Annotated in this window: 22 protein-coding genes and 3 riboswitches; of the genes, 16 read left to right on the top strand and 6 right to left on the bottom strand. The window is 67.6% G+C overall.

Features of this window, described 5'->3' with window-relative positions:
* A partial coding sequence (gene gcvP / locus AC1DBN_RS21045) for an aminomethyl-transferring glycine dehydrogenase (RefSeq protein ID WP_477724155.1) occupies positions 1–2,174 on the bottom strand: 2,174 nt, incomplete at its 3' end.
* 157 nt (positions 2,175–2,331) lie between these two features.
* Positions 2,332–2,430: riboswitch (glycine riboswitch) on the bottom strand.
* A gap of 260 nt (positions 2,431–2,690) precedes the next feature.
* Positions 2,691–2,789, top strand: a riboswitch (glycine riboswitch).
* Positions 2,790–2,884: riboswitch (glycine riboswitch) on the top strand.
* Positions 2,885–2,935: 51 nt separating this feature from the next.
* Between gcvP and cycA the strand changes: the two genes are divergently transcribed.
* From cycA to AC1DBN_RS21030, 3 genes are all read left to right on the top strand, one after another.
* Positions 2,936–4,480, top strand: a complete 1,545-nt coding sequence (gene cycA / locus AC1DBN_RS21040; RefSeq protein ID WP_477724154.1) for a D-serine/D-alanine/glycine transporter — start codon at positions 2,936–2,938, stop codon at positions 4,478–4,480.
* A gap of 218 nt (positions 4,481–4,698) precedes the next feature.
* Positions 4,699–5,505 (top strand): hypothetical protein, encoded by an 807-nt coding sequence (locus AC1DBN_RS21035; protein ID WP_477724153.1) that lies wholly within the window; start codon positions 4,699–4,701, stop codon positions 5,503–5,505.
* Positions 5,489–6,238: a LamB/YcsF family protein gene (locus tag AC1DBN_RS21030; protein WP_045732844.1), complete on the top strand. Its 750-nt coding sequence runs from the start codon at positions 5,489–5,491 to the stop codon at positions 6,236–6,238. The genes AC1DBN_RS21035 and AC1DBN_RS21030 overlap by 17 nt, the downstream gene beginning before the upstream one ends.
* A 27-nt stretch (positions 6,239–6,265) precedes the next feature.
* On the opposite strand, the gene AC1DBN_RS21025 is transcribed toward AC1DBN_RS21030, so the two are convergent.
* Complete coding sequence (locus AC1DBN_RS21025; protein WP_477724152.1) at positions 6,266–7,615, bottom strand: DUF445 domain-containing protein; 1,350 nt, start codon at positions 7,613–7,615, stop codon at positions 6,266–6,268.
* Between the two features lie 49 nt (positions 7,616–7,664).
* On the opposite strand from AC1DBN_RS21025, the gene AC1DBN_RS21020 reads away from it, so the two are divergent.
* From AC1DBN_RS21020 to AC1DBN_RS20990, 7 genes are all read left to right on the top strand, one after another.
* Positions 7,665–8,681 carry a glycerophosphodiester phosphodiesterase gene (locus AC1DBN_RS21020; RefSeq protein WP_477724151.1) on the top strand — a complete coding sequence of 339 codons (1,017 nt, stop codon included), beginning with the start codon at positions 7,665–7,667 and terminating at the stop codon, positions 8,679–8,681.
* A 2-nt stretch (positions 8,682–8,683) separates the two neighbouring features.
* Positions 8,684–10,030, top strand: a complete 1,347-nt coding sequence (locus AC1DBN_RS21015; RefSeq protein WP_477724150.1) for a CoA transferase — start codon at positions 8,684–8,686, stop codon at positions 10,028–10,030.
* Between the two features lie 101 nt (positions 10,031–10,131).
* On the top strand, positions 10,132–10,599 hold the full coding sequence (locus AC1DBN_RS21010; RefSeq protein WP_477724149.1) for a DoxX family protein: 468 nt from the start codon (positions 10,132–10,134) through the stop codon (positions 10,597–10,599).
* Between the two features lie 5 nt (positions 10,600–10,604).
* Complete coding sequence (locus AC1DBN_RS21005) at positions 10,605–11,345, top strand: AzlC family ABC transporter permease (protein ID WP_477724148.1); 741 nt, start codon at positions 10,605–10,607, stop codon at positions 11,343–11,345.
* Positions 11,342–11,653 (top strand): AzlD domain-containing protein, encoded by a 312-nt coding sequence (locus tag AC1DBN_RS21000; protein WP_091717786.1) that lies wholly within the window; start codon positions 11,342–11,344, stop codon positions 11,651–11,653. Before AC1DBN_RS21005 ends, AC1DBN_RS21000 begins: the two co-directional genes overlap by 4 nt.
* Positions 11,654–11,743: 90 nt before the next feature.
* Entirely contained in the window at positions 11,744–11,998 is a 255-nt protein-coding gene (locus AC1DBN_RS20995; protein ID WP_477724147.1) for a hypothetical protein, read from the top strand.
* Between the two features lie 108 nt (positions 11,999–12,106).
* A complete protein-coding gene (locus AC1DBN_RS20990; protein ID WP_091717790.1) occupies positions 12,107–12,361 on the top strand; it encodes a hypothetical protein in 255 nt (84 codons plus the stop codon).
* Positions 12,362–12,382: 21 nt separating this feature from the next.
* On the opposite strand, the gene AC1DBN_RS20985 is transcribed toward AC1DBN_RS20990, so the two are convergent.
* Together AC1DBN_RS20985 and AC1DBN_RS20980 are read right to left on the bottom strand one after the other, a co-directional pair.
* Complete coding sequence (locus AC1DBN_RS20985; RefSeq protein WP_091717792.1) at positions 12,383–12,607, bottom strand: hypothetical protein; 225 nt, start codon at positions 12,605–12,607, stop codon at positions 12,383–12,385.
* A 217-nt stretch (positions 12,608–12,824) separates the two neighbouring features.
* Positions 12,825–13,469, bottom strand: coding sequence for a TetR/AcrR family transcriptional regulator (locus AC1DBN_RS20980; protein ID WP_477724146.1), 645 nt, complete (start codon positions 13,467–13,469; stop codon positions 12,825–12,827).
* A 120-nt stretch (positions 13,470–13,589) separates the two neighbouring features.
* On the opposite strand from AC1DBN_RS20980, the gene AC1DBN_RS20975 reads away from it, so the two are divergent.
* The 6 genes from AC1DBN_RS20975 (at position 13,590) to AC1DBN_RS20950 (ending at position 18,524) form a co-directional block, all read left to right on the top strand.
* Positions 13,590–13,913 carry a thiamine-binding protein gene (locus AC1DBN_RS20975; protein ID WP_477724145.1) on the top strand — a complete coding sequence of 108 codons (324 nt, stop codon included), beginning with the start codon at positions 13,590–13,592 and terminating at the stop codon, positions 13,911–13,913.
* A 96-nt stretch (positions 13,914–14,009) separates the two neighbouring features.
* Positions 14,010–14,687 (top strand): O-methyltransferase, encoded by a 678-nt coding sequence (locus AC1DBN_RS20970; protein ID WP_477724144.1) that lies wholly within the window; start codon positions 14,010–14,012, stop codon positions 14,685–14,687.
* Positions 14,688–14,785: 98 nt separating this feature from the next.
* Positions 14,786–15,265: a Dps family protein gene (locus AC1DBN_RS20965; protein WP_477724143.1), complete on the top strand. Its 480-nt coding sequence runs from the start codon at positions 14,786–14,788 to the stop codon at positions 15,263–15,265.
* Between the two features lie 81 nt (positions 15,266–15,346).
* Positions 15,347–16,387, top strand: coding sequence for an acyl-CoA dehydrogenase family protein (locus tag AC1DBN_RS20960; RefSeq protein WP_477724142.1), 1,041 nt, complete (start codon positions 15,347–15,349; stop codon positions 16,385–16,387).
* Positions 16,381–17,775: a bifunctional PIG-L family deacetylase/class I SAM-dependent methyltransferase gene (locus AC1DBN_RS20955; protein WP_477724141.1), complete on the top strand. Its 1,395-nt coding sequence runs from the start codon at positions 16,381–16,383 to the stop codon at positions 17,773–17,775. The genes AC1DBN_RS20960 and AC1DBN_RS20955 overlap by 7 nt, the downstream gene beginning before the upstream one ends.
* Positions 17,772–18,524 (top strand): glycosyltransferase family 2 protein, encoded by a 753-nt coding sequence (locus AC1DBN_RS20950; RefSeq protein WP_477724140.1) that lies wholly within the window; start codon positions 17,772–17,774, stop codon positions 18,522–18,524. Before AC1DBN_RS20955 ends, AC1DBN_RS20950 begins: the two co-directional genes overlap by 4 nt.
* 66 nt (positions 18,525–18,590) lie before the next feature.
* Here the strand turns inward: AC1DBN_RS20950 and AC1DBN_RS20945 are convergent, their stop codons facing one another.
* The gene (locus tag AC1DBN_RS20945) at positions 18,591–18,848 is read right to left on the bottom strand and encodes a hypothetical protein (RefSeq protein WP_314216768.1); all 258 of its coding nucleotides are present in this window, start codon (positions 18,846–18,848) and stop codon (positions 18,591–18,593) included.
* Between the two features lie 326 nt (positions 18,849–19,174).
* Positions 19,175–20,383, bottom strand: a complete 1,209-nt coding sequence (locus tag AC1DBN_RS20940) for a YihY/virulence factor BrkB family protein (RefSeq protein WP_477724139.1) — start codon at positions 20,381–20,383, stop codon at positions 19,175–19,177.
* Positions 20,384–20,667 lie beyond the last annotated feature (284 nt).

Genomic DNA, 20,667 nt, shown 5'->3' with positions numbered 1-20,667 from the left:
GGCATAAACGGAGCCAGGTGCGCCTTCGCCGCGACCGGGCCGACGCCGGGCCCGCCGCCGCCGTGCGGGATGCAGAAGGTCTTGTGCAGGTTCAGGTGCGAGACGTCACCGCCGAACTTGCCCGGCTGCGCCAGGCCCACGAGGGCGTTGAGATTCGCGCCGTCCACATACACCTGTCCGCCTGCGGCGTGGACCGCGTCGCAGACCTCGGTCACGTCGCCGTCGTAAACACCGTGGGTGGACGGGTAGGTGATCATGATGCAGGACAGGGCGTCCCGGTTCGCCTCGATCTTCGCGGAAAGGTCGGTGTGGTCGATGGTGCCGTCCGGTGCGGTGGCGACAACCACGACTTTCATGCCGGCCAGGACCGCGGAGGCGGCGTTGGTGCCGTGCGCCGAGGCGGGGATCAGGCAGACGTTGCGCTGCTGATCGCCGCGGGAGTGGTGGTAGCCGCGGATCGCCAGCAGGCCGGCGAGTTCGCCCTGGGAACCGGCGTTGGGCTGGATGGACACCTGGTCGTAGCCGGTGATCTCGGTCAGGTCAGCCTCCAGCCCGGTGATCAGCTCACGCCAGCCCTCGGTCTGGGAATCCGGGGCGAACGGGTGGATCGAGGCGAACTCCGGCCAGGAAATCGCTTCCATCTCGGCGGTGGCGTTCAGCTTCATGGTGCACGAACCCAGCGGGATCATGGTCCGGTCCAGCGCCAGGTCACGGTCGGACAGGCGGCGGATGTAACGCAGCAACTGCGTCTCTGACCGGTGCGTGTTGAACACCGGGTGCTCCAGGTAACCGGAGGACCGCAGCACGGATTCGGGCAGCTCGAAACCCTCGGCGTCGCCTACCGGACCTGCGCCAAAGGCGACGGCCACCGCGGACAGCGTTGCCGCCGTCGTGGTCTCATCGATGGAGACGCCCACGGTGTCCGCGTCGACGAAGCGGAGGTTGATGCCGCGCGCTTCGGCGGCGCTGATGACCTTGGCGGCCTTGCCCGGCACGCGCACGGTGAGGGTGTCGAAGAAGGCGTCGGTGACCAGTTCGCGGCCCATGGCGGTGAGGGCCGTGGCCAGGATCCTGGCGTTGTGGTGGGCGGTTTCCGCGATGGCCTTCAACCCGTCCGGGCCGTGGTAAACGGCGTAGAAGGAGGACACGATGGCCAGCAGCGCCTGCGCGGTGCAGATGTTGGACGTGGCCTTCTCGCGGCGGATGTGCTGCTCGCGGGTCTGCAGGGCCAGTCGGTAGGCCGGAGCGCCCGCGTTGTCCTTGGAGACACCGACGATCCTGCCGGGGAGGGTGCGTTCCATGCCTTTCTGCACGGCCATGTAGGCGGCGTGCGGACCGCCGAAGAACAGCGGCACACCAAAGCGCTGGGTGGAGCCGACGGCGATGTCCGCGCCCTGCTCGCCCGGAGGAGTGATCAGCGTCAACGCCAGCAGGTCAGCGGCAACAGTGACCAGCGCACCGCGCTCCTTGGCCTCTGCGATAACGGCGCTCTGGTCCCACACCCGGCCGGACACGCCCGGCTGCTGGAGCACGATGCCGTTGATGGCACCCTCAGGCAGGCCCGCGGAGAGGTCAGCAACCTCCACCTCGAAGCCGAGAGCCTCAGCACGGCCCTTGACGATGGCGATGGTCTGCGGGAGGCAGTCGGCGTCAAGGACGGTTTTGCCGTCCTTGGCGTCCTTATTTTTGTTCGCGCGGCGCATCAGCAGCACAGCCTCGGCCACAGCGGTGGCTTCATCGAGGAGTGACGCGTTGGCCACGGGGAGGGCGGTGAGGTCCTGGACCATGGTCTGGAAGTTCAGCAGCGCCTCCAGCCGGCCCTGGGAGATCTCGGGCTGGTAGGGCGTGTAGGCGGTGTACCAGGCTGGCGCCTCAAGGATGTTGCGGCGGATCACGGCGGGGGTGACGGTGTCGTAGTAGCCCTGGCCGATCATCTGCACGGCAGTTTTGTTCTTGCCGGCCAGCCGGCGCAGCTCGGTGAGGACCTCAACCTCGCTCAGGGCGTCCTGCAGCTTCAGTGCCGTTTCCTGGCGGATCGACGCCGGAACAGCCACGTCCACCAGGCCGTCAACGCTGTCGTAGCCCACAGCCTTGAGCATGGTGTCGATGTCGGCCTGCCGGCGCGCGCCGATATGGCGGTCAACGAACGTGGTTGGAAGGGATTGAATCGTCATGAGGAACTCCAGGTCTGGCCGGCCAGGGTGGCACGGCATGGGATGGGTTCCTCCCCGCTCTGTATTGGACCTGAGAGATTCCGCGAAAACCCTGCGTGGCGGGTTCGCTTGCACCGTCGGTGAACCTGGCTTAGGCCGGGTTACTTTCCAGAGTTGCCTCGCCGTGACGGTACGGGGGCCTGAGAGATTCCTGGGGAGGATTTGCTCCTACGGCGCCTGCCCGGTGGTGCCGGGAGGACTCTCCCGTCACAGCTCGAAAGGCTATTCAACTGTGGGTGATTCGCCTCACACCGTACAGGTTAGTTGAAAGGAAAACAAATCCGACAGTCACGCAGTGGGCGGCAGCTGCCTTGTTGCGGGGGTGGAAAAATGGGGTTTGACATTCGATCGTGACCCGCACCACACTGGGTCCGGTGATCAGCACCGTGTCCGGCTGGCTCAACTCATCGGAGCAGCCCGGGCCAACGTTGCCCCGGAAGGGTGCGGCCGCTGAGCACACCTAACTGAACATGCCTTCGACCTGCGGCGGGAGAGTCCTGCCGGGTACATTTAGCAGGCGCCGTAGGAGCAAACCCTCCCCAGGAAACTCTCAGGCCCATGTACCGCCGCGGACAGGCAACTCTGGAAAGCAGCCGGACCAGTTCCGGCTCACCGGCGGTGCAAGCGGCTTGGGCCGCGGAAACTCTCAGGTTCACTACAGAGCGGGGAGGAACCCAACTTCTGCGGCACCCAAAAATGCTGCTTTATCGATGGAGTTCCCCATGGCGAATCATCCCCTCACGTCCAACGGCGAGCCACCCCGCAACAACCCTCCTGCGGGCAGCGCCGCCCGCAGCGAGCCTCCCCACCTGGAGCGGCAGCTCAGCAACCGGCACATCCAGCTCATTGCCATCGGCGGTGCCATCGGCACCGGCCTCTTTATGGGCTCCGGCAAGACCATCTCCGCGGCCGGCCCGTCCGTCATCTTCGTCTACATGATCATCGGCTTCATGCTGTTCTTCGTTATGCGGGCCATGGGCGAGCTCCTGCTCTCCAACCTGAACTACAAGTCGTTCAGCGATTTCGCCGCTGACCTGCTGGGGCCGTGGGCCGGCTTCTTCACCGGCTGGACCTACTGGTTCTGCTGGGTGATTACCGGCATTGCGGACGTGATCGCCATCGCCGCCTACTCGGAAGAACTCTGGCCGGGCATTCCGCTGTGGATCCCGGGCATCGCCACGGTGATCATCCTCCTGGTCCTGAACCTCGCCACCGTCAAGGCGTTCGGTGAGACCGAGTTCTGGTTCGCCCTGATCAAGATCATCGCCATCGCAGCCCTGATCATTGTTGGCCTGTTCATGATCTTCAGCGGTTTCCAGTCCGACGCCGGCCCTGCCACCTTCACCAACCTGTGGAGCCACGGCGGGATGTTCCCGAACGAATTCATGGGCTTTGTTGCCGGCTTCCAGATCGCCGTGTTCGCCTTCGTGGGTATTGAGCTCGTAGGCACCACCGCCGCCGAAGCCAAGGACCCGGAGAAGAACCTGCCCAAGGCCATCAACTCCATCCCCATCCGCGTTCTGCTTTTCTACGTAGGCGCCCTCATCATCCTGATCTCCGTCACTCCGTGGACCCAGTTCCAGGCCGGCCACAGCCCGTTCATCGCCATGTTCTCCCTGGCCGGCCTCGGCGCCGCGGCCACCATCGTGAACCTGGTGGTGCTCAGTTCCGCCATGTCCTCGGCCAACTCCGGCATCTACTCCACCTCCCGCATGGTGTACGGCCTGGCCCAGGAGGGCGACGCGCCCACCATGTTCAGCCGACTGTCCAGCCGCAAAGTCCCGCAGAACGCCCTGTTCCTGTCCTGCATCCTGCTGCTCTCCGGCATCGTCCTGATGTACGCCGGCAAGGACATCGCCAAGGCCTTCGACATGGTCACCACCGTGGCCGCCGTCTGCTTCGTTTTCGTCTGGTCCATCATCCTGGCCAGCTACCTGAAGTTCCGTTCACGCCGGCCTCACCTGCACGAGGCGTCCAAGTTCAAGATGCCCGGCGGTGTCCCCATGGTCTGGGTGGTCTTCGCGTTCTTCGCCTTCGTCCTCTGGGCCCTGACCACCCAGCCGGACACCCTGGCAGCACTGCTGGTGACCCCCATCTGGTTCCTCGTCCTGGGCGTGGCCTGGTTCTTCCTCCGCCGCCGCCCCGCCCACCTTGCCCGCTTCGAAGTCTTCCGGGCCGAGCTGCGCGCCGATGAGCAGGCGGCGGCCGGCGGGCTGGACCGTGAAAAGTCCGCCCAGGAGGAAGCCGCCCGGGGCTCCCGCTCCTAGGCTTCATCGCCGATCCGGGCCGTCAAGGTACTGATCAGCGAATAAGCTCCTGATTGCAACGCTGCGGCGGGACTCACTCCGGGTCCCGCCGCAGTGCTGTCTGCAGCCGGAGGTGGAGGGGCGCCGGCGTTAAAGTTCAGCATGCTTAGTGTTTCTGCATCTAGGATGGAGAAGCACGGCAGCCACCCGCTGCAGCTCGACGTGAAACGAAGGTGACCATGGCTAAGCGCAGCAACCCAGCAGTACGGATCGCCCAGGAAACGGCCCACAACGCAGTCTTTGACAAGGACGGCAAGCCCAAGCCCGGCGTCCACAACATGCTCCTCAAAGCCGTAGAGATCCAGCGGCCGCTGGTGCTGGCCTATATCCGCCGGCTGCAGAAGAAGCACCCAAAAGCCACGGCAGCCCAGCTGGCCGGCATCCTGGAGCGCGACTACCTCCGCGCAGTCACCGGCGGCGGCGCAATCGTGGGGGCCACCGCCGTCGTGCCCGGTGTGGGGACCGTCGCGTCGCTGGGACTCTCGGCAGCCGCCACGGTGGGCTTCCTCGAAGCAACCGCCCTGTACGCCACCTCCCTTGCAGAGCTCCACGGCATCCGCCTGACCAACCCGGAGAAGGCCAGCACCATGGTCATGGCCATCATGCTGGGCGAGGAAGGCACCGCTTTGCTGGGCACCCTCAGCGGACAGATGGCCGGCAACGGCGCTGGAGCAACCAAGCAGTGGGGCAGCGTGCTCTCCAAGTCGATGCCGATGCCGGGCTTCAGCACCATCCGCAACCGCATCCAGAAAGCCTTCCTCAAAAATCTCCTCAAACGCCAGGGAACTGCGCTCCTGGGCCGGGCCCTGCCGTTCGGGATCGGCGCCGTGGTAGGTGGAGCCGGTAACCTCGTGATGGGCCGCGCGGTGGTGGCCAACGCCAAGGAGGCGTTTGGACCCATGCCGGACAGCCTGCCCGGCGAGCTCACGGCAGCCGGGGCCACGGACAACCAGCTGGAAGGCAACACTTTTGGATCTCAACGCTGACCTCGGCGAATCATTCGGCTCGTGGACCATGGGCGATGACGCCCGGATGTTCCAGCTGGTCACCAGCGCCAACGTGGCCTGCGGCTTCCACGCCGGAGATCCCGTCACCATGCTGGACAGCTGCCGTGCGGCCTACGAACTGGACGTCACCGTCGGCGCCCACGTGGGCTACCGGGACCTGGCGGGCTTCGGCCGGCGTTCCCTGGACACGAGTTTCGACGAGCTCTTCGGCGACGTGCTGTACCAGCTGGGCGCGCTCGACGGCGTGGCCCACGCCGTGGGTGCGTCGGTGGACTACGTGAAGCCGCACGGGGCGCTCTACAACCGTCTGGTGCACGACGCCGAGCAGGCCTCCGCCGTGGTGGCGGCCGTCAACGCCTACGATCCCGGGCTGCCGATCCTGGGCCTCCCCGGTTCCGAGCTGCTCAAGCAGGCGCAGGAAGCCGGCCACCCGGTGTTCGTCGAAGCCTTCGTGGACCGCGCCTACCGGGCTGACGGAACGCTGGTGCCGCGGTCCGAGGAGGGCGCCGTGCTGCACGACGTCGACGCGATCGTTGAGCGGGCCGTCCGGCTGGCCACGAAGGGCGAAGTCGTGGCCACCGACGGCACAGTGGTCCAGGTCCGGCCCGACTCCCTGTGCATCCACGGCGACACCCCGGGTGCCGTGGAAATGGCCGCCGGTGTCCGGGCAGGCCTGGAGGCCGCGGGCGTCAGCCTGGAGTCCTTCGCCTGACCCAGGAGCTCCCGGCCGCAGCCGGGGCTACCCGAAGATCAGGTGCGCCACCGTGAAGATCAGCAGCCCGGCCAGCGAGCCCACCACGGTGCCGTTGATCCGGATGAATTGCAGGTCCTTGCCCACCTGGAGTTCGATCTTCTGCGAGGTCTCTTCCGCATCCCAGCGCGCCACGGTATCCGTGATGACGCCGGCGATATCTGACCGGTACGTCTTCACCAGGTAGCCGGCGGCGTCGCCGATCCAGGTGTTGACCTTGCCGGCGAGTTCGGGATCGTTGACCAGCCGCGAACCGAAGTCGCGGACCGCCGCCTTGAACTTCACGGTCAGTTCGCTGTCCGGATCGTCCACGGCGCCGAGCAGGGCGTTCTTGACGGTGCCCCAGGTCCGTGAGGCCAGCTCCCGGACCTCGGGATCGCCAAGGACCTGGGCCTTGACGTCCTCGGCGCGCGCAATCATCTTGGGGTCGTGCTGCAGGTCCTGCGCCAGGTCGTTGAGGTACTTGTCGATCTGTTGCCGCACCTGGTGGTTGGGGTCGGACTGCACGGCACGGGCGAACTTGAGGATCTCAACGTAGACCTTGTCGCCCACCAGGCCATCCACGAACTGGGGTACCCAGGTGGGGGAGCGGTCGGACACCAGCCGCGAGACAGTCTCGTGGTTCTCGTCCACCCAGTCGGCGGCGCGGTCCACCAGGAGGTCCACCAGGGTGTGGTGGTGTCCGTCGTGGAAAATCCGTTCCGCGAGCCTGCCCACCGGCGGTCCCCACGGCGGCGTGAGCAGGTGCTTGCGGACCATGCCCTCGATGACCGCCTGGACGTCGTCGTCGTTCAGGACCTTGAAGGCGCCCCGGATGACCGCCGCACCTTCCTTGGCCACCCGGTCCGCGCCGCCGGGCGCGGCGAGCCATTCGCCGGCGCGGCGGGCAATATTCACGCTGGCCAGCTTGTCCTGGACCACCTGCTCGGAGAGGAAGTTGGTCTCCACGAACTCGCCCAGGGAGGCGCCGATCTGGTCTTTCCGGCGCGGAATGATGGCGGTGTGCGGAATCTTGATGCCCATGGGGTACTTGAACAGCGCGGTGACGGCGAACCAGTCAGCCAGCGCACCCACCATGCCGCCTTCCGCGGCAGCGCGCACGTACTGCAGCCACGGGTAGTCCTCCTGCAGCGCAAACGCGAAAACGAAGACCACGGCCATGGCGATGAGCAGGCTCAGGGCCAGCATCTTCATTTTCCGCAGCGCTGCCGCCTTTTCGGCGTCTCCCGCGCTGAGTTGATGGCCGACGACGGCGGCCCGCGGTTTCGCGCCTTCGGGCACCGGAGGAGCGGTGCGGGGAGGGGATTCCCGGGCAGTTGGCTCAGAGTTCACCTGCATGAGCCAAGCCTAGCCCCGCTGACCGGACCGGGTCGGCTACCGTGTCCCCATGACACCTGACGAGCCGACACGCGACAGGACCGCAGCTAATGGGACCGCAGCCAACGGGACGGCAGCTGATGGGACCGCATCTGAGGGAACCACTCGGAACGGGGCCACTCTGAACCTGACCACCCCGGGTGGGCCGGCGCAGCGGCCGCTGGTCTTCGCCCACCGCGGCTCGAGCGCCGCCTTCGCTGAACACACCCGCGCCGCCTACCTTCAGGCGCTGGCGGACGGAGCTGACGGCGTGGAATGCGACGTCCACCTCACCCGCGACCAGCATGTGGTCCTGCTGCATGATGCCAACCTGGACCGTACCTCGGACGGCACCGGCCCGGTGGCCGAGCGGACCCTCCGCGAACTGCGGCAGCTGGACTTCTCCTCCTGGAAGGGCGCCCGCATCCCGGAAACCTACGGCGCCCGGTCCGAGCAGCTCCTCACGCTCCCGGAACTCCTGGACGTCCTCCGCGGCGCGGGCCGGCCGGTGAAGCTGGCCATCGAGCTCAAACACCCCAGCCCCTACCAGCTCAAACTGGAGGACCGCGTGCTGGAGGTCCTGCGCAGCGAAGGCTGGGACCCCGGAAGCTCCACGGTGGACAACGTGGCGGTGACGTTCATGAGCTTCAGCCCGGATTCGGTCCGGCACCTGCTGCAGTCCGTCCCCGCGCAGTACATCTGCCAGCTGGTGGACGACCTCACTGTCCATGAAATCCGCGGCGGCCTGGGCCTTGGCCTGATCACGGGCGGTGCCGTCGCCAACCTCATGAAGGCCACCCAGCTGGAAGGCGAACGGATCCTCGACGCCGGCCTGGTGGGGCTTGCCGGGCCGGGCATCGACTACGTCCGTGAACGCCCGGACACCATCCGGCAGTGGCTGGAGGCCGGGCGGCGATTCCGGGTGTGGACCGTGGATTCGGCGGAAGACGTAGCGCTGTGCCGGGAGCTGGGGATCCAGGAGGTCACCACGAACGTCCCGGCCCGGGTGCTCTCGCAGCTGCAGGTGGCCCCCTCGCAGGGACGATAACGGTGGCGCCGGCGGATACAGCGGGCCTGCGCACCTGGTGGGGCGGGCCGCTGGATGCAGAAGGCCTCGCCTTGGCTTCGGTGGGTGCCGCGGCCGCCGCGTTGGACCGGTACACGGGTGCTGCCGGCAGGTACACCGCCAGCCCGGAACTGACCGCTGCCGCCTTCGACTCCTCGGGACACCTGAGGATCGCCGGCCGCACCTTGCAGGGGTTTGCTCCGCTTTCCGGCTTCCGCCGCACCCGGGACGGCTGGATCCGGCTGCACGCCAACTACCCGCACCACCGGCAACGCCTCCTGCAGGCCCTGGATGCCACGACGACGGAGGAAGCCGAAGCTGCCCTGCGCGGCATGGATTCCCTCGAGGCCGAGTCCGCCCTCCAGGCGCGGGGCGCAGTGGCGGCGGCCGTCCGGACCCGGGCCGAGTGGCAGGCCTCGGACATGGGCCGGGCAGCAGCCGCCGGACCGTGGATCGTCCTTGACCCGCAGGTTCCGGACGGCCCGGCTGCTGGCGCTGCCACTCAGGGCCGCGGCCGTCGGGACATCCCGCAGCCCGGCGCCAATCCGCGCCGGCCGCTGGCGGGAGCGCGCGTCCTGGACCTCACCCGGGTCATCGCGGGCCCGGTGTCCACGCGGCTGCTGGCGGCGCTGGGAGCCGACGTACTCCGGATTGACCCGCCGGCGCTGCCCGAACTTTCCGACCAGTTCGTGGACACCGCCTTCGGCAAACGCAGCGCCGTGGCCGACCTCGGCCGGCCCGGCACCCGCGCCGCGCTGGAACACCTGGTGGCCGGGGCCGACGTCGTGATCACCGGCTACCGCGGCGGCTCGCTGGACCGCTTCGGCCTTGACGCGGCGTCCCTGCTGTCCACCCGGCCGGACCTTGCGGTGGTCACACTGAACAGCTGGGGGATGGATGGGCCGTGGAGCAGGTTGCGCGGCTTCGACAGCATCGTCCAGGCCGCCAGTGGGATTGCCCACCTGTACGGAATGACGGACGACGCCGGATGGCGGTCGGGTGCCCTGCCGGTCCAGGCCCTGGATCACGCTACAGGCTACGGGGCAGCCGCCGCGGCGGTAGCCCTCCTCGCCCGGCGGCATGAAAGCGGCGCCGGTGGTTCGGCCCGACTGTCACTCGCCCGGACAGCGGAGGAGCTCTTCAGGCTTCCGCCGAACCCGCACGGACTGCAGGCCCTGCTGTCGCCGGAATACCGCACCGTGGCCAGTTCCTACGGTGAGCTGCGGTACGTCGGGCCTCCGCTGCTGGTGGAGGGGCAGCCGCTGGACTACCCGGGCCCGCCACCGCCCTACGGCAGCTCCGCCATGGACTGGGTGCCGGACGGAGACTGAGCATTCGGAGGCGCACATCGGCAGCAGCCCCACCGCGCACCCCTGAACAAGGGGGTGCGCGGTGGTTTCTGCCGGTGCCCGCGCTGTGATTGAGTGGAGCCATGCCTTTCCCCAGCTCCGGCCGGGCTGCACGAAACCTGTCCGCTGCTGCGATGAGCGCCCTGCTCCTGGCCAGCGCCGGCAAGCACTTCCGAAGCCCCGGCTTCTACCGCCAGGTGGTTCCCGACTACCTCTGCCGTGAAGACCCCGCCCCCGGCACCGTGCCCACCGGCGCCAACGGCCCCTTCGCCGTCCTCTCGCGCGAGGAATGGATCGCCGCGTCCGGCCTGATCGAGGCCGCGGCCGCCGTCGGGCTCCTCATACCGGCCACCCGCAAGGTCACCGCCACTGCCGTGGCCGCGATGTTCACGGCTTTCCTCGCTGGCCACGTTGACGCGCTCCGGCGCGCCTACAGCCCGGCAGGGACGCCGCTCGAGCGGCGGATCCACACGGTCCGCCTGCCGCTGCAGGCACCCCTCATCGCCTGGGCCTGGAGCCTTCGCAACACGGGCCCGGACGGCCCGCGGTGAAGCTGATGGCGTCCCCCGCCGTGCGGGTGGGGATCTCCATCAGCATTGCCACCGGCCTCTACGGCGTGTCCTTCGGTGCCCTGTCCGTCACCTCCGGCCTGGATTTCTGGCAGACCATGGCCCTGAGCCTGCTGCTGTTCAGTGGCGGCTCCCAGTTCGCGTTTATCGGCGTGGTGGGCGGCGGCGGTTCCGGCATTGCCGCCATGAGTGCTGCCACCCTGCTGGGCATGCGCAACGGGATCTACGGGATGCAACTTAATGCCCTCTTGCGACCGGAAGGGTGGCGCAAATACGTCGGCGCCCAGCTGACCATCGACGAGTCCACGGCCACGAGCACCGGCCAGGCTGATCCTGCCGAGCAACGCCGTGGCTTCTGGGCTGCCGGCATCGGCATCTACGTGCTCTGGAACCTCTTCACCGCAGTAGGTGCGCTGGCCGGCAGCGGACTCGGCGATCCCAAGCAGTGGGGGCTCGACGGCGCCGCGGTGGCCGCCTTCCTGGCGTTGCTCTGGCCGCGCCTGAAGGGCCGGGAGCCGGTGGCCATAGCCGTCGTCTGCGCCGTGGCCACCGTGCTGGCCGTGCCGTTCGTTCCCGCGGGAGTGCCCATTCTGGTGGCGGCGCTGGTGGCGGCCCTGATTGGCTGGTTCAGCCACGGCCGCAGCGATGAGGGCCTCGAACCCGATGTGGAACCCTACGGCGGCCACCACCGGCACGGGCCCGGCGACGCGGCGGAGGCCGGCCGATGAATCTCTGGTTCTGGATCCTCGTGTCCTGCGTACTGGCCTATGCGTGGAAACTGGTGGGCTACTTCGTGCCCGCCCGGTTCCTGGAGAACCCCCGCATGTCCCGGATCGCCGGCACCATGACCATCGGACTGCTCGCCTCCCTGACCGTGGTGAACGCCGCGGCCACCGGGCAGGCACTTGCCGCAGACGCCCGGCTGGGGGCGCTTGCCGCGGCAGCCATCGCCCTGGCACTGCGGGCGCCCTTCCTGCTGGTGGTCATTGTTGGGGCCGGCACCGCAGCCCTCCTCAGGATGGCCGGCTGGAAATGACGTGATCTGGCTCACAGGAAATGGGCGGGACCGGCGGTATCATAATTTCGGCTATGCAGTTGGCCGTTGGATTACCTGTGAACGGCCACCATGGAAAATCAGCAGCACGCCGGCGAAAGAGCCGGCCGATCCCACCGCAAGAACCCCCGGCGCCGGACCGGTCTCCCGGCCAAGCACTTCATCACCCGCTTCGCCGGGCTGTCCGATGTCCCTGCCGCGGACCTGGAGTTACTGGCAGGCAGCCTAAGGAACGGACTGGACCTGCAACCTGGCTCGCCCGTCCCGGCGCTGCATGCCGCCGTCCACCGGGAGATCCGGCGCCGCGCGGATGCCGCTGCCGGATAGCCGCCTCACCGGCCGGCCGCAACCCTCTGTGGTGGACTGTAAGCAGGCCGCCCGCCACACGGCGGCGGCGAAAACCTACGCCTGGCGCCGCCAGAAGGAGGACCCGCGATGAACGACAAGTCACCCCACGGCTCCGAATCCACCAGGGAATTGCGGGACACCGCCCGTCGCCGCAGGGACGCCGAGGAGAAGCTGCAGCAGCATCTCCTCGAGGCCAGGGACCACGTCCCCAACGACTACAGCGAGCAGCCGGCCACCGATGCCGGCGCAAATGGCGCTGCACCTGATGCAGGCACAGTAAATGCAGGCACAGCTGCTGCAGGGGATCCAGGTTCAGGTCAACGGGATAACGAAGGGGCCTAACGGCCGGACGGGCGGGGGCGGTTACGCCACGCCGTGTGCCGCCCCGTCCGGCGAAACCGTCCGACGGTTGCTCTCTTCAAGGGCAAGGTCATACCAGGCCTGCGCGCCGAAGGCAGGTTCAACAGTGTCGAGTTCCTGGAACAGAAGGTCCAACAGGCCGGCCAGGTCTTCGGCGGGCAAGTTTGCCAGGACTTCTTCGGGATCGCGGGGATCGCTGAGGAAAGAAAAAAGCTGGGGAGTATTCATGGGATGCCGCTCTAGCGCGCCGAATGCGCGGGGGAATGCTTCACGGGTCGCTCCAGGGAGGAAGAACTGAGGCTGGCTGCGTAACCCTGAGTGAAGTCTAGGGCACCGGCGGGAACCCCCACAATGGCCCGCGGACAGGTGCGCCGCCCGCGGCGTCCGGTCTGGTGCGGTCCGGGCCTCAGGGCAGGGGACCTGCCGCCCGCCCGCAGGCCGGCTGTCAGTCCCGAAGGCTGCCCGGCTGCTGCGCTGTTGCAGTAGCCGGCACCGGCACATGGGCGGGCAGCGGACGCGCCGGTCGCGTGGACCTGATGGCGTCCTCCACCAGCGCCAGTGGCCGCCGCCAGGCGTCCGATCCGGGTTCCATGGTGTCCACCACGGAAATCAGCATGGCCAGGAGGCGGAACATGTCCGTCATGGAGATGTCCTGCCGCAGGCTGCCCTGGCCCTGCCCGCGGACCAGCAGGACGCTGAGGGAATCCATCAGGGAGCCCGTGATGCCGGTCAGGAGCTCGCGGCGCCCGGCCACGGCGCCGAGCAGGTTGGCGTCAGCGCTGGCGGCGTCCATCAGGGCTTCCAGCACCCGGAACAGCCCGTTGGCCGCATCAATGTCAGCCAGGGCGCCGTCAACCACGGGGTCCACCGAGATCCGCAACTGCCGGTTCAGTGCGGCCAGGACGAGTTCTTCCTTGTCGGCGAAATTCCGGAAAAGCGTGGCCGGTCCAACGCCGGCGGTGGAAGCGATGGTCTGCAGCGGAACGTCGGGTCCGAACTCCCGGAAGCACTGCCGCGCCGCGGTGATGATCTTGTCCACATTCCGCGCTGCGTCGGCGCGGAGGGGCTTGCGGGCGACTGCGAGGCTCATGCGAAAAGGTTAGCAACGGAGTACTCGCCCTTCACCGTTACTGAGGGGTAGGAGCTTATTGTGACGGCGGCCCTGCCGGGGCGGATTCTGCCCCGTGGCGTGCAGTGGCAGACTTGCCCCATGCTCCTTGCCTTTTCAGTCGCCCCGTCAGGTACTCCCGCGGGAGGTTCACGCCCGGGGGACGCCTCCGTGCACGACGCCGTTGCCGCCGCGGTCAAGATCGTCCGCGACTCGGGCCTGCCCAACAAAACCGATTCGATGTTCACCACCATCGAAGGCGAATGGGATGAGGTGTTCGACGTCGTCAAACGGGCCACCGAAGCCGTGGGGCAGTACGGCAGCCGCGTTTCCCTGGTGATCAAGGCCGATATCAGGCCCGGCTATTCGGGCGAACTGACGGCCAAGGTGGACCGGCTCGAAGCGGCGCTCACGGACGGCTCCTGACCAGCCCCTTACCGTCCCCTGCGCTGCGGGGGCAGTCGGTTTGCCGCCCTCCGGAAGCCTCTGGACCGGCTGATCACTGCGTGCCAAACTGTGCCCATGTTCGAGCACAAGCCCCGGCCGGAATGGATCGCCACCGAAGAGTTCCTCTCGCGGGTGGTGGTCCACCCGGACCCCGCGCTGGAGCAGGCCATCCGGTCCGCGGCCGACGCGGGTATGCCGGCCATTGAGGTGGCACCCAACGCGGGCAAGCTGCTGATGCTCCTGGTGCAGCTCTCCGGTGCCCGGCGCATCCTGGAAATCGGTACGCTTGCCGGCTTCAGCACCATCTGGATGGGCCGCGGACTGCCCGCCAACGGCACGCTGGTCACCTGCGAGTTCCTCCCCAAGCACGCCGAGGTGGCGTGGGCCAACATCGATTTCGCCGGCCTGGGCCAGAAGGTGGAAATCCGGCTGGGCCCGGCACTGGAGACGCTGGCTGCGCTGGAGGAAGAGGGCCGCGAGCCGTTCGACTTCATCTTCATTGACGCGGATAAGGAGAACAACAGCCGCTACCTTGACTGGGCCGTCCGGCTGGGCAGGCGCGGCGCCACCGTGGTGCTGGACAACACCATCTGGGAAGGTGCCGTCCTGGATCCGGAAATGGATCCCGTGAATGCCCCAGGCATCATCGACGCACTCACCCTGCTGGGGGAGCATCCCCGCCTGGATGCCACCGTCATCCAGACCGTGGGCTCCAAGGGCTGGGATGGTTTCGCCCTCGCCCGTATCACCTGACAACGCCCTCAAACGCCCACCGGACCTCCATTGATAAGTATGCTTAGAATAAGTGTTCGGCTGGCGGGCAGCCGGACAGGCCGCAATGGAGGAAAACGATGAAGGCATCACCCACCCTTGCCAGCAACCTGCAGATGGTCCTCACGGACCTGATTGAACTGCACCTGCAGGGAAAGCAGGCCCACTGGAACCTCGTGGGCACCAACTTCCGGGACCTGCACCTGCAGCTGGATGAAATCGTCTCGGCGGCACGGCTGTTCGCCGATGAGGTGGCCGAGCGCATGCGGGCCCTTCACGCCCTGCCGGACGGCCGCAGCAGCACGGTCACAGCGGACAACCGCCTGGCTGAATTCCCCGCGGGCCTCACGTCCACGAAGGACACCGTCAAGCTCATCACCACACGGCTGGAGCGGACCGTGAAAACCATGCGCGATGTCCACGACGACGTCGACGACGAGGACCCCACCAGCGCAGACCTGCTGCACAAGATCATCGAACGGCTGGAGCAGTTGGCCTGGATGGTCAACGCCGAAACCATGGCGCCTACCGCCGCGGTGACCGAGCCGGCCAGCAAGTAGGTGGCGGTGGGGGACAGCCCGGACAACGGTCGGGGCACACTGCAAGGAAAACCGGAAAACGGCGGCAGCCCCGTCCGGCCCGTGCTTCTCAGTTCAACGGCGGAAGAGCTCGCGCGGTTTGCCCCCGGTCTTTCGGCTGTGGGCGGCGCAGCAGAGGATGTCCCGGCGCTGCTTCAGCTCGCCGTCGCGGCTGGACGCTCCTGGCCGTTGCCGGGCGAAGGCCGGACCGCACAGCTGTGGGAGCTCCTCGCTTCCGTGGCCGCCGTCGATGTCGCTGCCGCCCGGGTCTTCGAACCGCACCTCGACGCCGTGGCAATCCTGAAGCAGGCAGCGGCAGCGGCAGACGCGGGCGAAGGCTCCTGGGGTGTTTTCGCAGCCGAGGGCCCGGGGCTCCGCCTCCGGGCCACAGCCGACGGCGCCGGGTACGTCCTGAACGGGTCAAAGCCCTGGTGCTCCCTGGCCGGCCGGCTGGACCAGGCGGTCATCACCGCGCACACGGACGACGGCGGCCGGGCAGCGTTCGCCGTTGACCTCCGCCACGCCGGGGTAACGGCTGAGGAGCCGGAATGGATTGCCCGCGGACTTCGCGAGATTCCCAGCGGTACGGTGCACTTCGACAAGGTACCCGCTGCGGCTGTGGGCGGCAGCGGCTGGTACCACAGCCGTCCCGGCTTCGCGTGGGGCGGAATGGGGGTTGCCGCCTGCTGGCTCGGGGGAGCGGTGGGCGTTGCCCGCGACTTCCGGGACGGCCTGCGGAAAGGCGCGGAATCGGGCCGCGAGCCGGACCAGCTGGCGCTCGCTGCCCTGGGCGAAACGGACCGGATCCTCGTTTCGGCACTGCAGTACCTGACCAGGGCCGCCGAGCGCGTGGACGCCTCTGGAACCGCGGCCGGGTGCAGCAGCGGCTGGAGCGAAGCCCAGCGTGTCCGCGGAACTGTTGCCTCCGCCGTCGACCACGTCCTCCAGCTGGTGACGGCCAACCGCGGCCCCGGGCCACTGGCGTTCGACGCCGCGTACGCCAAGCGGGTGGCTGACCTTGCCCTCTATGTCAGGCAGCACCACGGGCGCCGGGACGACGCCCAGTTGGGTGCGCTGACCCTCAAGGGTGACTGCCCATGGTGACCTTCTCCCACGCGGACCTGGGCACCGCCGAATCGTCATGGATGGCGGCCGGATTGTCCGCCGCCCCTGAGCTGCCCCTGGACAGCGGCGAGTTGGCCGCCCTGGGCTTTGTGGTCCTCGCGGCCCACCCCGACGACGAAACCCTTGGCGCAGGAGGGCTGGCAGCGAGCCTGCGCGAGCTGGGGGCAGCCGTGGAAGTGCTGCTCTGCACGGCAGGCGAGGGCTCCCACCCGGAGTCCGTAACGCACACGCCCGAACGCCTCGCCAAAGTCCGGCTGGAGGAGTTTGGGGCAGCCCTCACGGAGTTGGGGCTGGAGGGCCGCTGGCGCTTCCTCGGCCTGCCGGACCGCGGACTGGGCCTGCACGCGGACGTCATCGCTGATGCGGTCCGGCAGGCCGCAGCCAGGCTCGCCGGTATTCCCGGGGAACGCCGCGACGTGGTGGTGGTGGCGCCCTACCGGGCCGACGGCCACGCCGACCATGACGCCCTGGGTGCAGTGGCGGCGGACGTTGCGGCCGAGGGCGGCCACGGCCTGCTCGAATATCCCATCTGGTACTGGCACTGGGCCGGCCCGGACCATTCGGACTGGCGTGACTGGATGAGGTTACACCTTGACCCGTCCGCGCGGGACGCCAAGGACCGCGCCATGGCCGCCCACGCCACGCAGGTCCTGCCGCTGTCGAATGCCGCGGGTGACGAAGCGCTGCTCAGCGAGGGCTTCCTGAGGCACTTCGCCAGGGGGTTCGAGATGTTTGCCTGGACGCCGCCGCGGAAACCGGGGGACCCCGTGCACAGCAGCGGCGAGGCCACGGAAATCTTCGACGCCGTGCACCAGCGCACCGAGGACCCCTGGAACTACAGTTCCAGCTGGTACGAACAGCGCAAGCGTGCCCTGACGCTGGCAGCCTTGCCGGAGGCCTCCTACGGGGCAGGACTGGAAATCGGCTGCTCCATCGGCACCCTGACGGCGGACGTGGCACCCCGGTGCCGGAGCCTGCTTGCGGTGGACGCGAGCGGGGTGGCCGTGGAACACGCGAGGCACCGGCTGGCGGGGGCACACCACGTCACCGTGGAGCAGGCCGTGCTTCCGGAAGCCTGGCCGGAGGGCTCCTTCGACCTCATCGTGGTGTCCGAGGTGGGCTACTACCTTGCCCGCGATGAGCTTGCCGACCTGTGGGATCGGGTGGAGGCTGCCATGCAGCCCGGCGGGACGCTGGTGCTCTGCCATTGGAGGCACCCGGTGGCGGGCTGGGAGCTTGATGGCGAATCCGTCCACGCCCTCGCCAGGGAGCGGCTGAGCTGGCGCCAGGCAGGGATGTACCGGGAACGGGATTTCCTCCTCGAGGTCCTCGTGGCTCCCATTCCGGCCAGGACGGCCCCGGAATGACAGCTCCAACCGGCCAGCGCGTCAGCCATCTTGGCGTGGTTGTCCCCGCCCACAACGAAGAGCGGCACCTGGGTGCCGCACTTGAGGCTGCCCGCACCGCCGTCGGCGACCTCCAGGTGCAGCGCCCCGGACTGGGCGTCCGCGTGCTGGTAGTCCTGGACGCCTGCACCGACCTGTCAGCGTCCGTGGCTGGCCGCTTCGCTGCGGCAGATCCCCGGTTCAACGTCCTGGCAGCTGATTTCCGAAGCGTTGGGCGGAGCAGGCGGGAAGGGAACAGGGCGGTCCTGGCCGAGGCCGGTGCCCTGGGTATTCCCGCAGGGGAAATCTGGATTGCCAACACCGATGCCGATTCCCGCGTTCCTGCGCACTGGCTCACCCGGCAACTGGAACTGGCTGATGCCGGCGCCGACGCTGTGCTGGGCTCCGTGGAACCGGACTCTGACGGGATGGACACGGGGCTGCTGCAACGGTGGCATGCGCGGCACCGTCTACAGGACAACCACCACCATGTCTACGGCGCCAACCTCGGTGTCCGTGCATCCGCCTACCTGGCAGCCGGTGGATTTCCCGCCGCAGAATCCGGGGAGGACAGGAGCCTTGTCAGGAAGCTGCGCAGCGGAGGCGCGGTGATCGCCGCTACCGACAGCAACCGCGTCATCACCTCCGGCAGGTTGGAGGCGCGTGCTCCCCGCGGGTTCGCCGGCTACCTCCTTGCCCTTGCCCTTGACCCGCGCGGCGCAGAGGGCTGAGCGGAGGAGCTGAGGAGACACGAAAGGGCTGCCACGGAAAGCCGTGGCAGCCCTTTCGGTTAGCGCTCAGACCAGGTCGGGTGCGCTGGCAATAATGTAGTCAGCTGCCGCGGGGCCGGTCATGGAGAGGTTGTTGCTGTCGGGATCGATGCCCTTCACTTTCAGGGCTGCCCACAGGTCTTCAGGCGCTTGGAGCTGGACCTTATTGATCAGGCACCAGCTGGTGTACAGGCCGTAGAGTTCGTCGCGGCCGAGGCCCAGGCCGGGCTCCTTTGCCGGAACAACTGCGTCCGCAAGAAAATCTTCAAAATGGTTGGCAGGCATATCCGCTCACAAGGTTTGACCGTGATTTCCGCCGTGTCTGCTTCAGCGGCCCTGCCATCAGTTGGCCGGCAAGGTAAGTAAACATGAAGGTATTTCAGCACGGGCAGTTTGTCCAGTTATGCGAGCCTTGCGCGCCACGGCATATGGCCAGGTCACGTGGGAGATCCGCCCGGGCGGAATCCGTCCAGGGGGCCGACGGCGACTGGGGGGACTGGCCTCGGTCTCAGAAGAGGCCATCTCACCGCCGGCCCCGCCTAACCCCGGGCTTCACGCACCCGGGAACTCTTCAGGACCTGACTAATCTTCCACCAATTCGGGGGTCCTGCCTAGTGCCTTTGGGGTCCCCGGTCATCGTCTTCCGGCGTGCCGTGCGTGGCGCGGTCGCGGACCTTGTCCCGGACCCGTTCCCGGTGCGGTTCAGTGGGCGCGTTTTCCCCGGCGCCGGTGGCCTCTGCGTCGCCGTTGTCCCCGTTTTCCGCGGCATATTTCTCACGCAGTTCGCGGCCATGCTTGATGTCTTCTTCTTCCTGGGCCTGCAGTTTTTCGCTCTTCTTGGTGTCGCGCGGCGGCAGCTGGATGGTTTCCTCTGCCTTGATGCCGGCCTGGAGCTGGCGGCCGCGTTCTGTCTCGGCGTCGAACTCGGCTCCAAAGAGCAGCGACATGTTCAGGATCCAGAGCCACAGCAGCATGACGATCACGCCGCCCAGGGCGCCATAGGTCTTGTTGTAGTTGCCGAAGTTCCCCACGTAGAAGCCGAATCCCAGGGAGGCCAGCAGGAAAACGACCAGGGCGATACCCGACCCCATGCTCATCCACTTGAACTTGGGCTGCTTGACGTTGGGTGTGGCGTAGTAGAGGACGGCGATGATGACGATGATGAGGGCCACCATCACGGGCCACTTGGCGATGTTCCAGACGGCGAGGAAAACCCCGCTGAGCCCGATAAAGCCGCCGACAGCCTCTGCCACCGGGCCGCTCAGGACCAGCATGCCGGCGAGGATGGCGATGATGGCAATCGCGAGCACGGTCACGGCCAGCATGGTTCCGCGCAGCTTGACGAACGGGCGTCCCTCGTCCACCTCGTACACGCGGTTCATGGCACGGCCGAAAGCACCCACATACCCTGAAGCCGACCAGAGCGCGGTGGCCAGGCCGATGACCAGGGTAAATCCGGCCGCAGGGGCGTTGGCCAGGTCTTTCACAACCCCGCCGATGGTGTCCACGGTCTCGCCCGGGACGAACCCGCTGACGATCTGCAGGAGCGCGTCCGTGGTCTTCTGCGGATCGCCGAACAGCCCGATAAGGGACACCAGGGCCAGGATGGCCGGGAACAATGACAGGACCGCGTAGTAGGTCAGGGAAGCGGCGAGGTCGGGGCACTGGTCCTTGCTGAACTCGCGCAGTGTCTTCTTGGCGATGTATTTCCAGTTCTGCTTATCCAGCTCCTTGGGGCTGTCAGGCTTCCTGGAGTCGTTTGGATCCGGTGCCTGCCCCGCCTTCGCGGTACTGGTTTCGGATGCGTCATGAGTTGCCATGGGGGTGTCCTCTCGGTCAGGGGGCCAACCAGACAGGCCGGCTCCGCGGGTGGGCGGGGCCGGCCTGTCGTGTAATGCAGTTGCCTACGGAATGACGTGCAGTTGCCGCGCCTGCCTAGGTGTTTTGGATGGTGCCTTTGGCGGTGGTGGCGCGGTCTTTGACGTCGGTGGCGGCGTCTTGGCTGTCGGTTTTGACGTGTTCGATGCCGTCGGTGGCGGTGGTTTTGACGTTGTCCATGGCCTGTTGGGCTGGTTCTTTGAGGTCCTGGACCATGCCTTTGGCG

The organism is Pseudarthrobacter sp. 10T415 (assembly GCF_056394175.1).
Note: the sequence above shows the minus strand (reverse complement) of the source record. Positions and strands in the feature narration are given on the sequence as shown.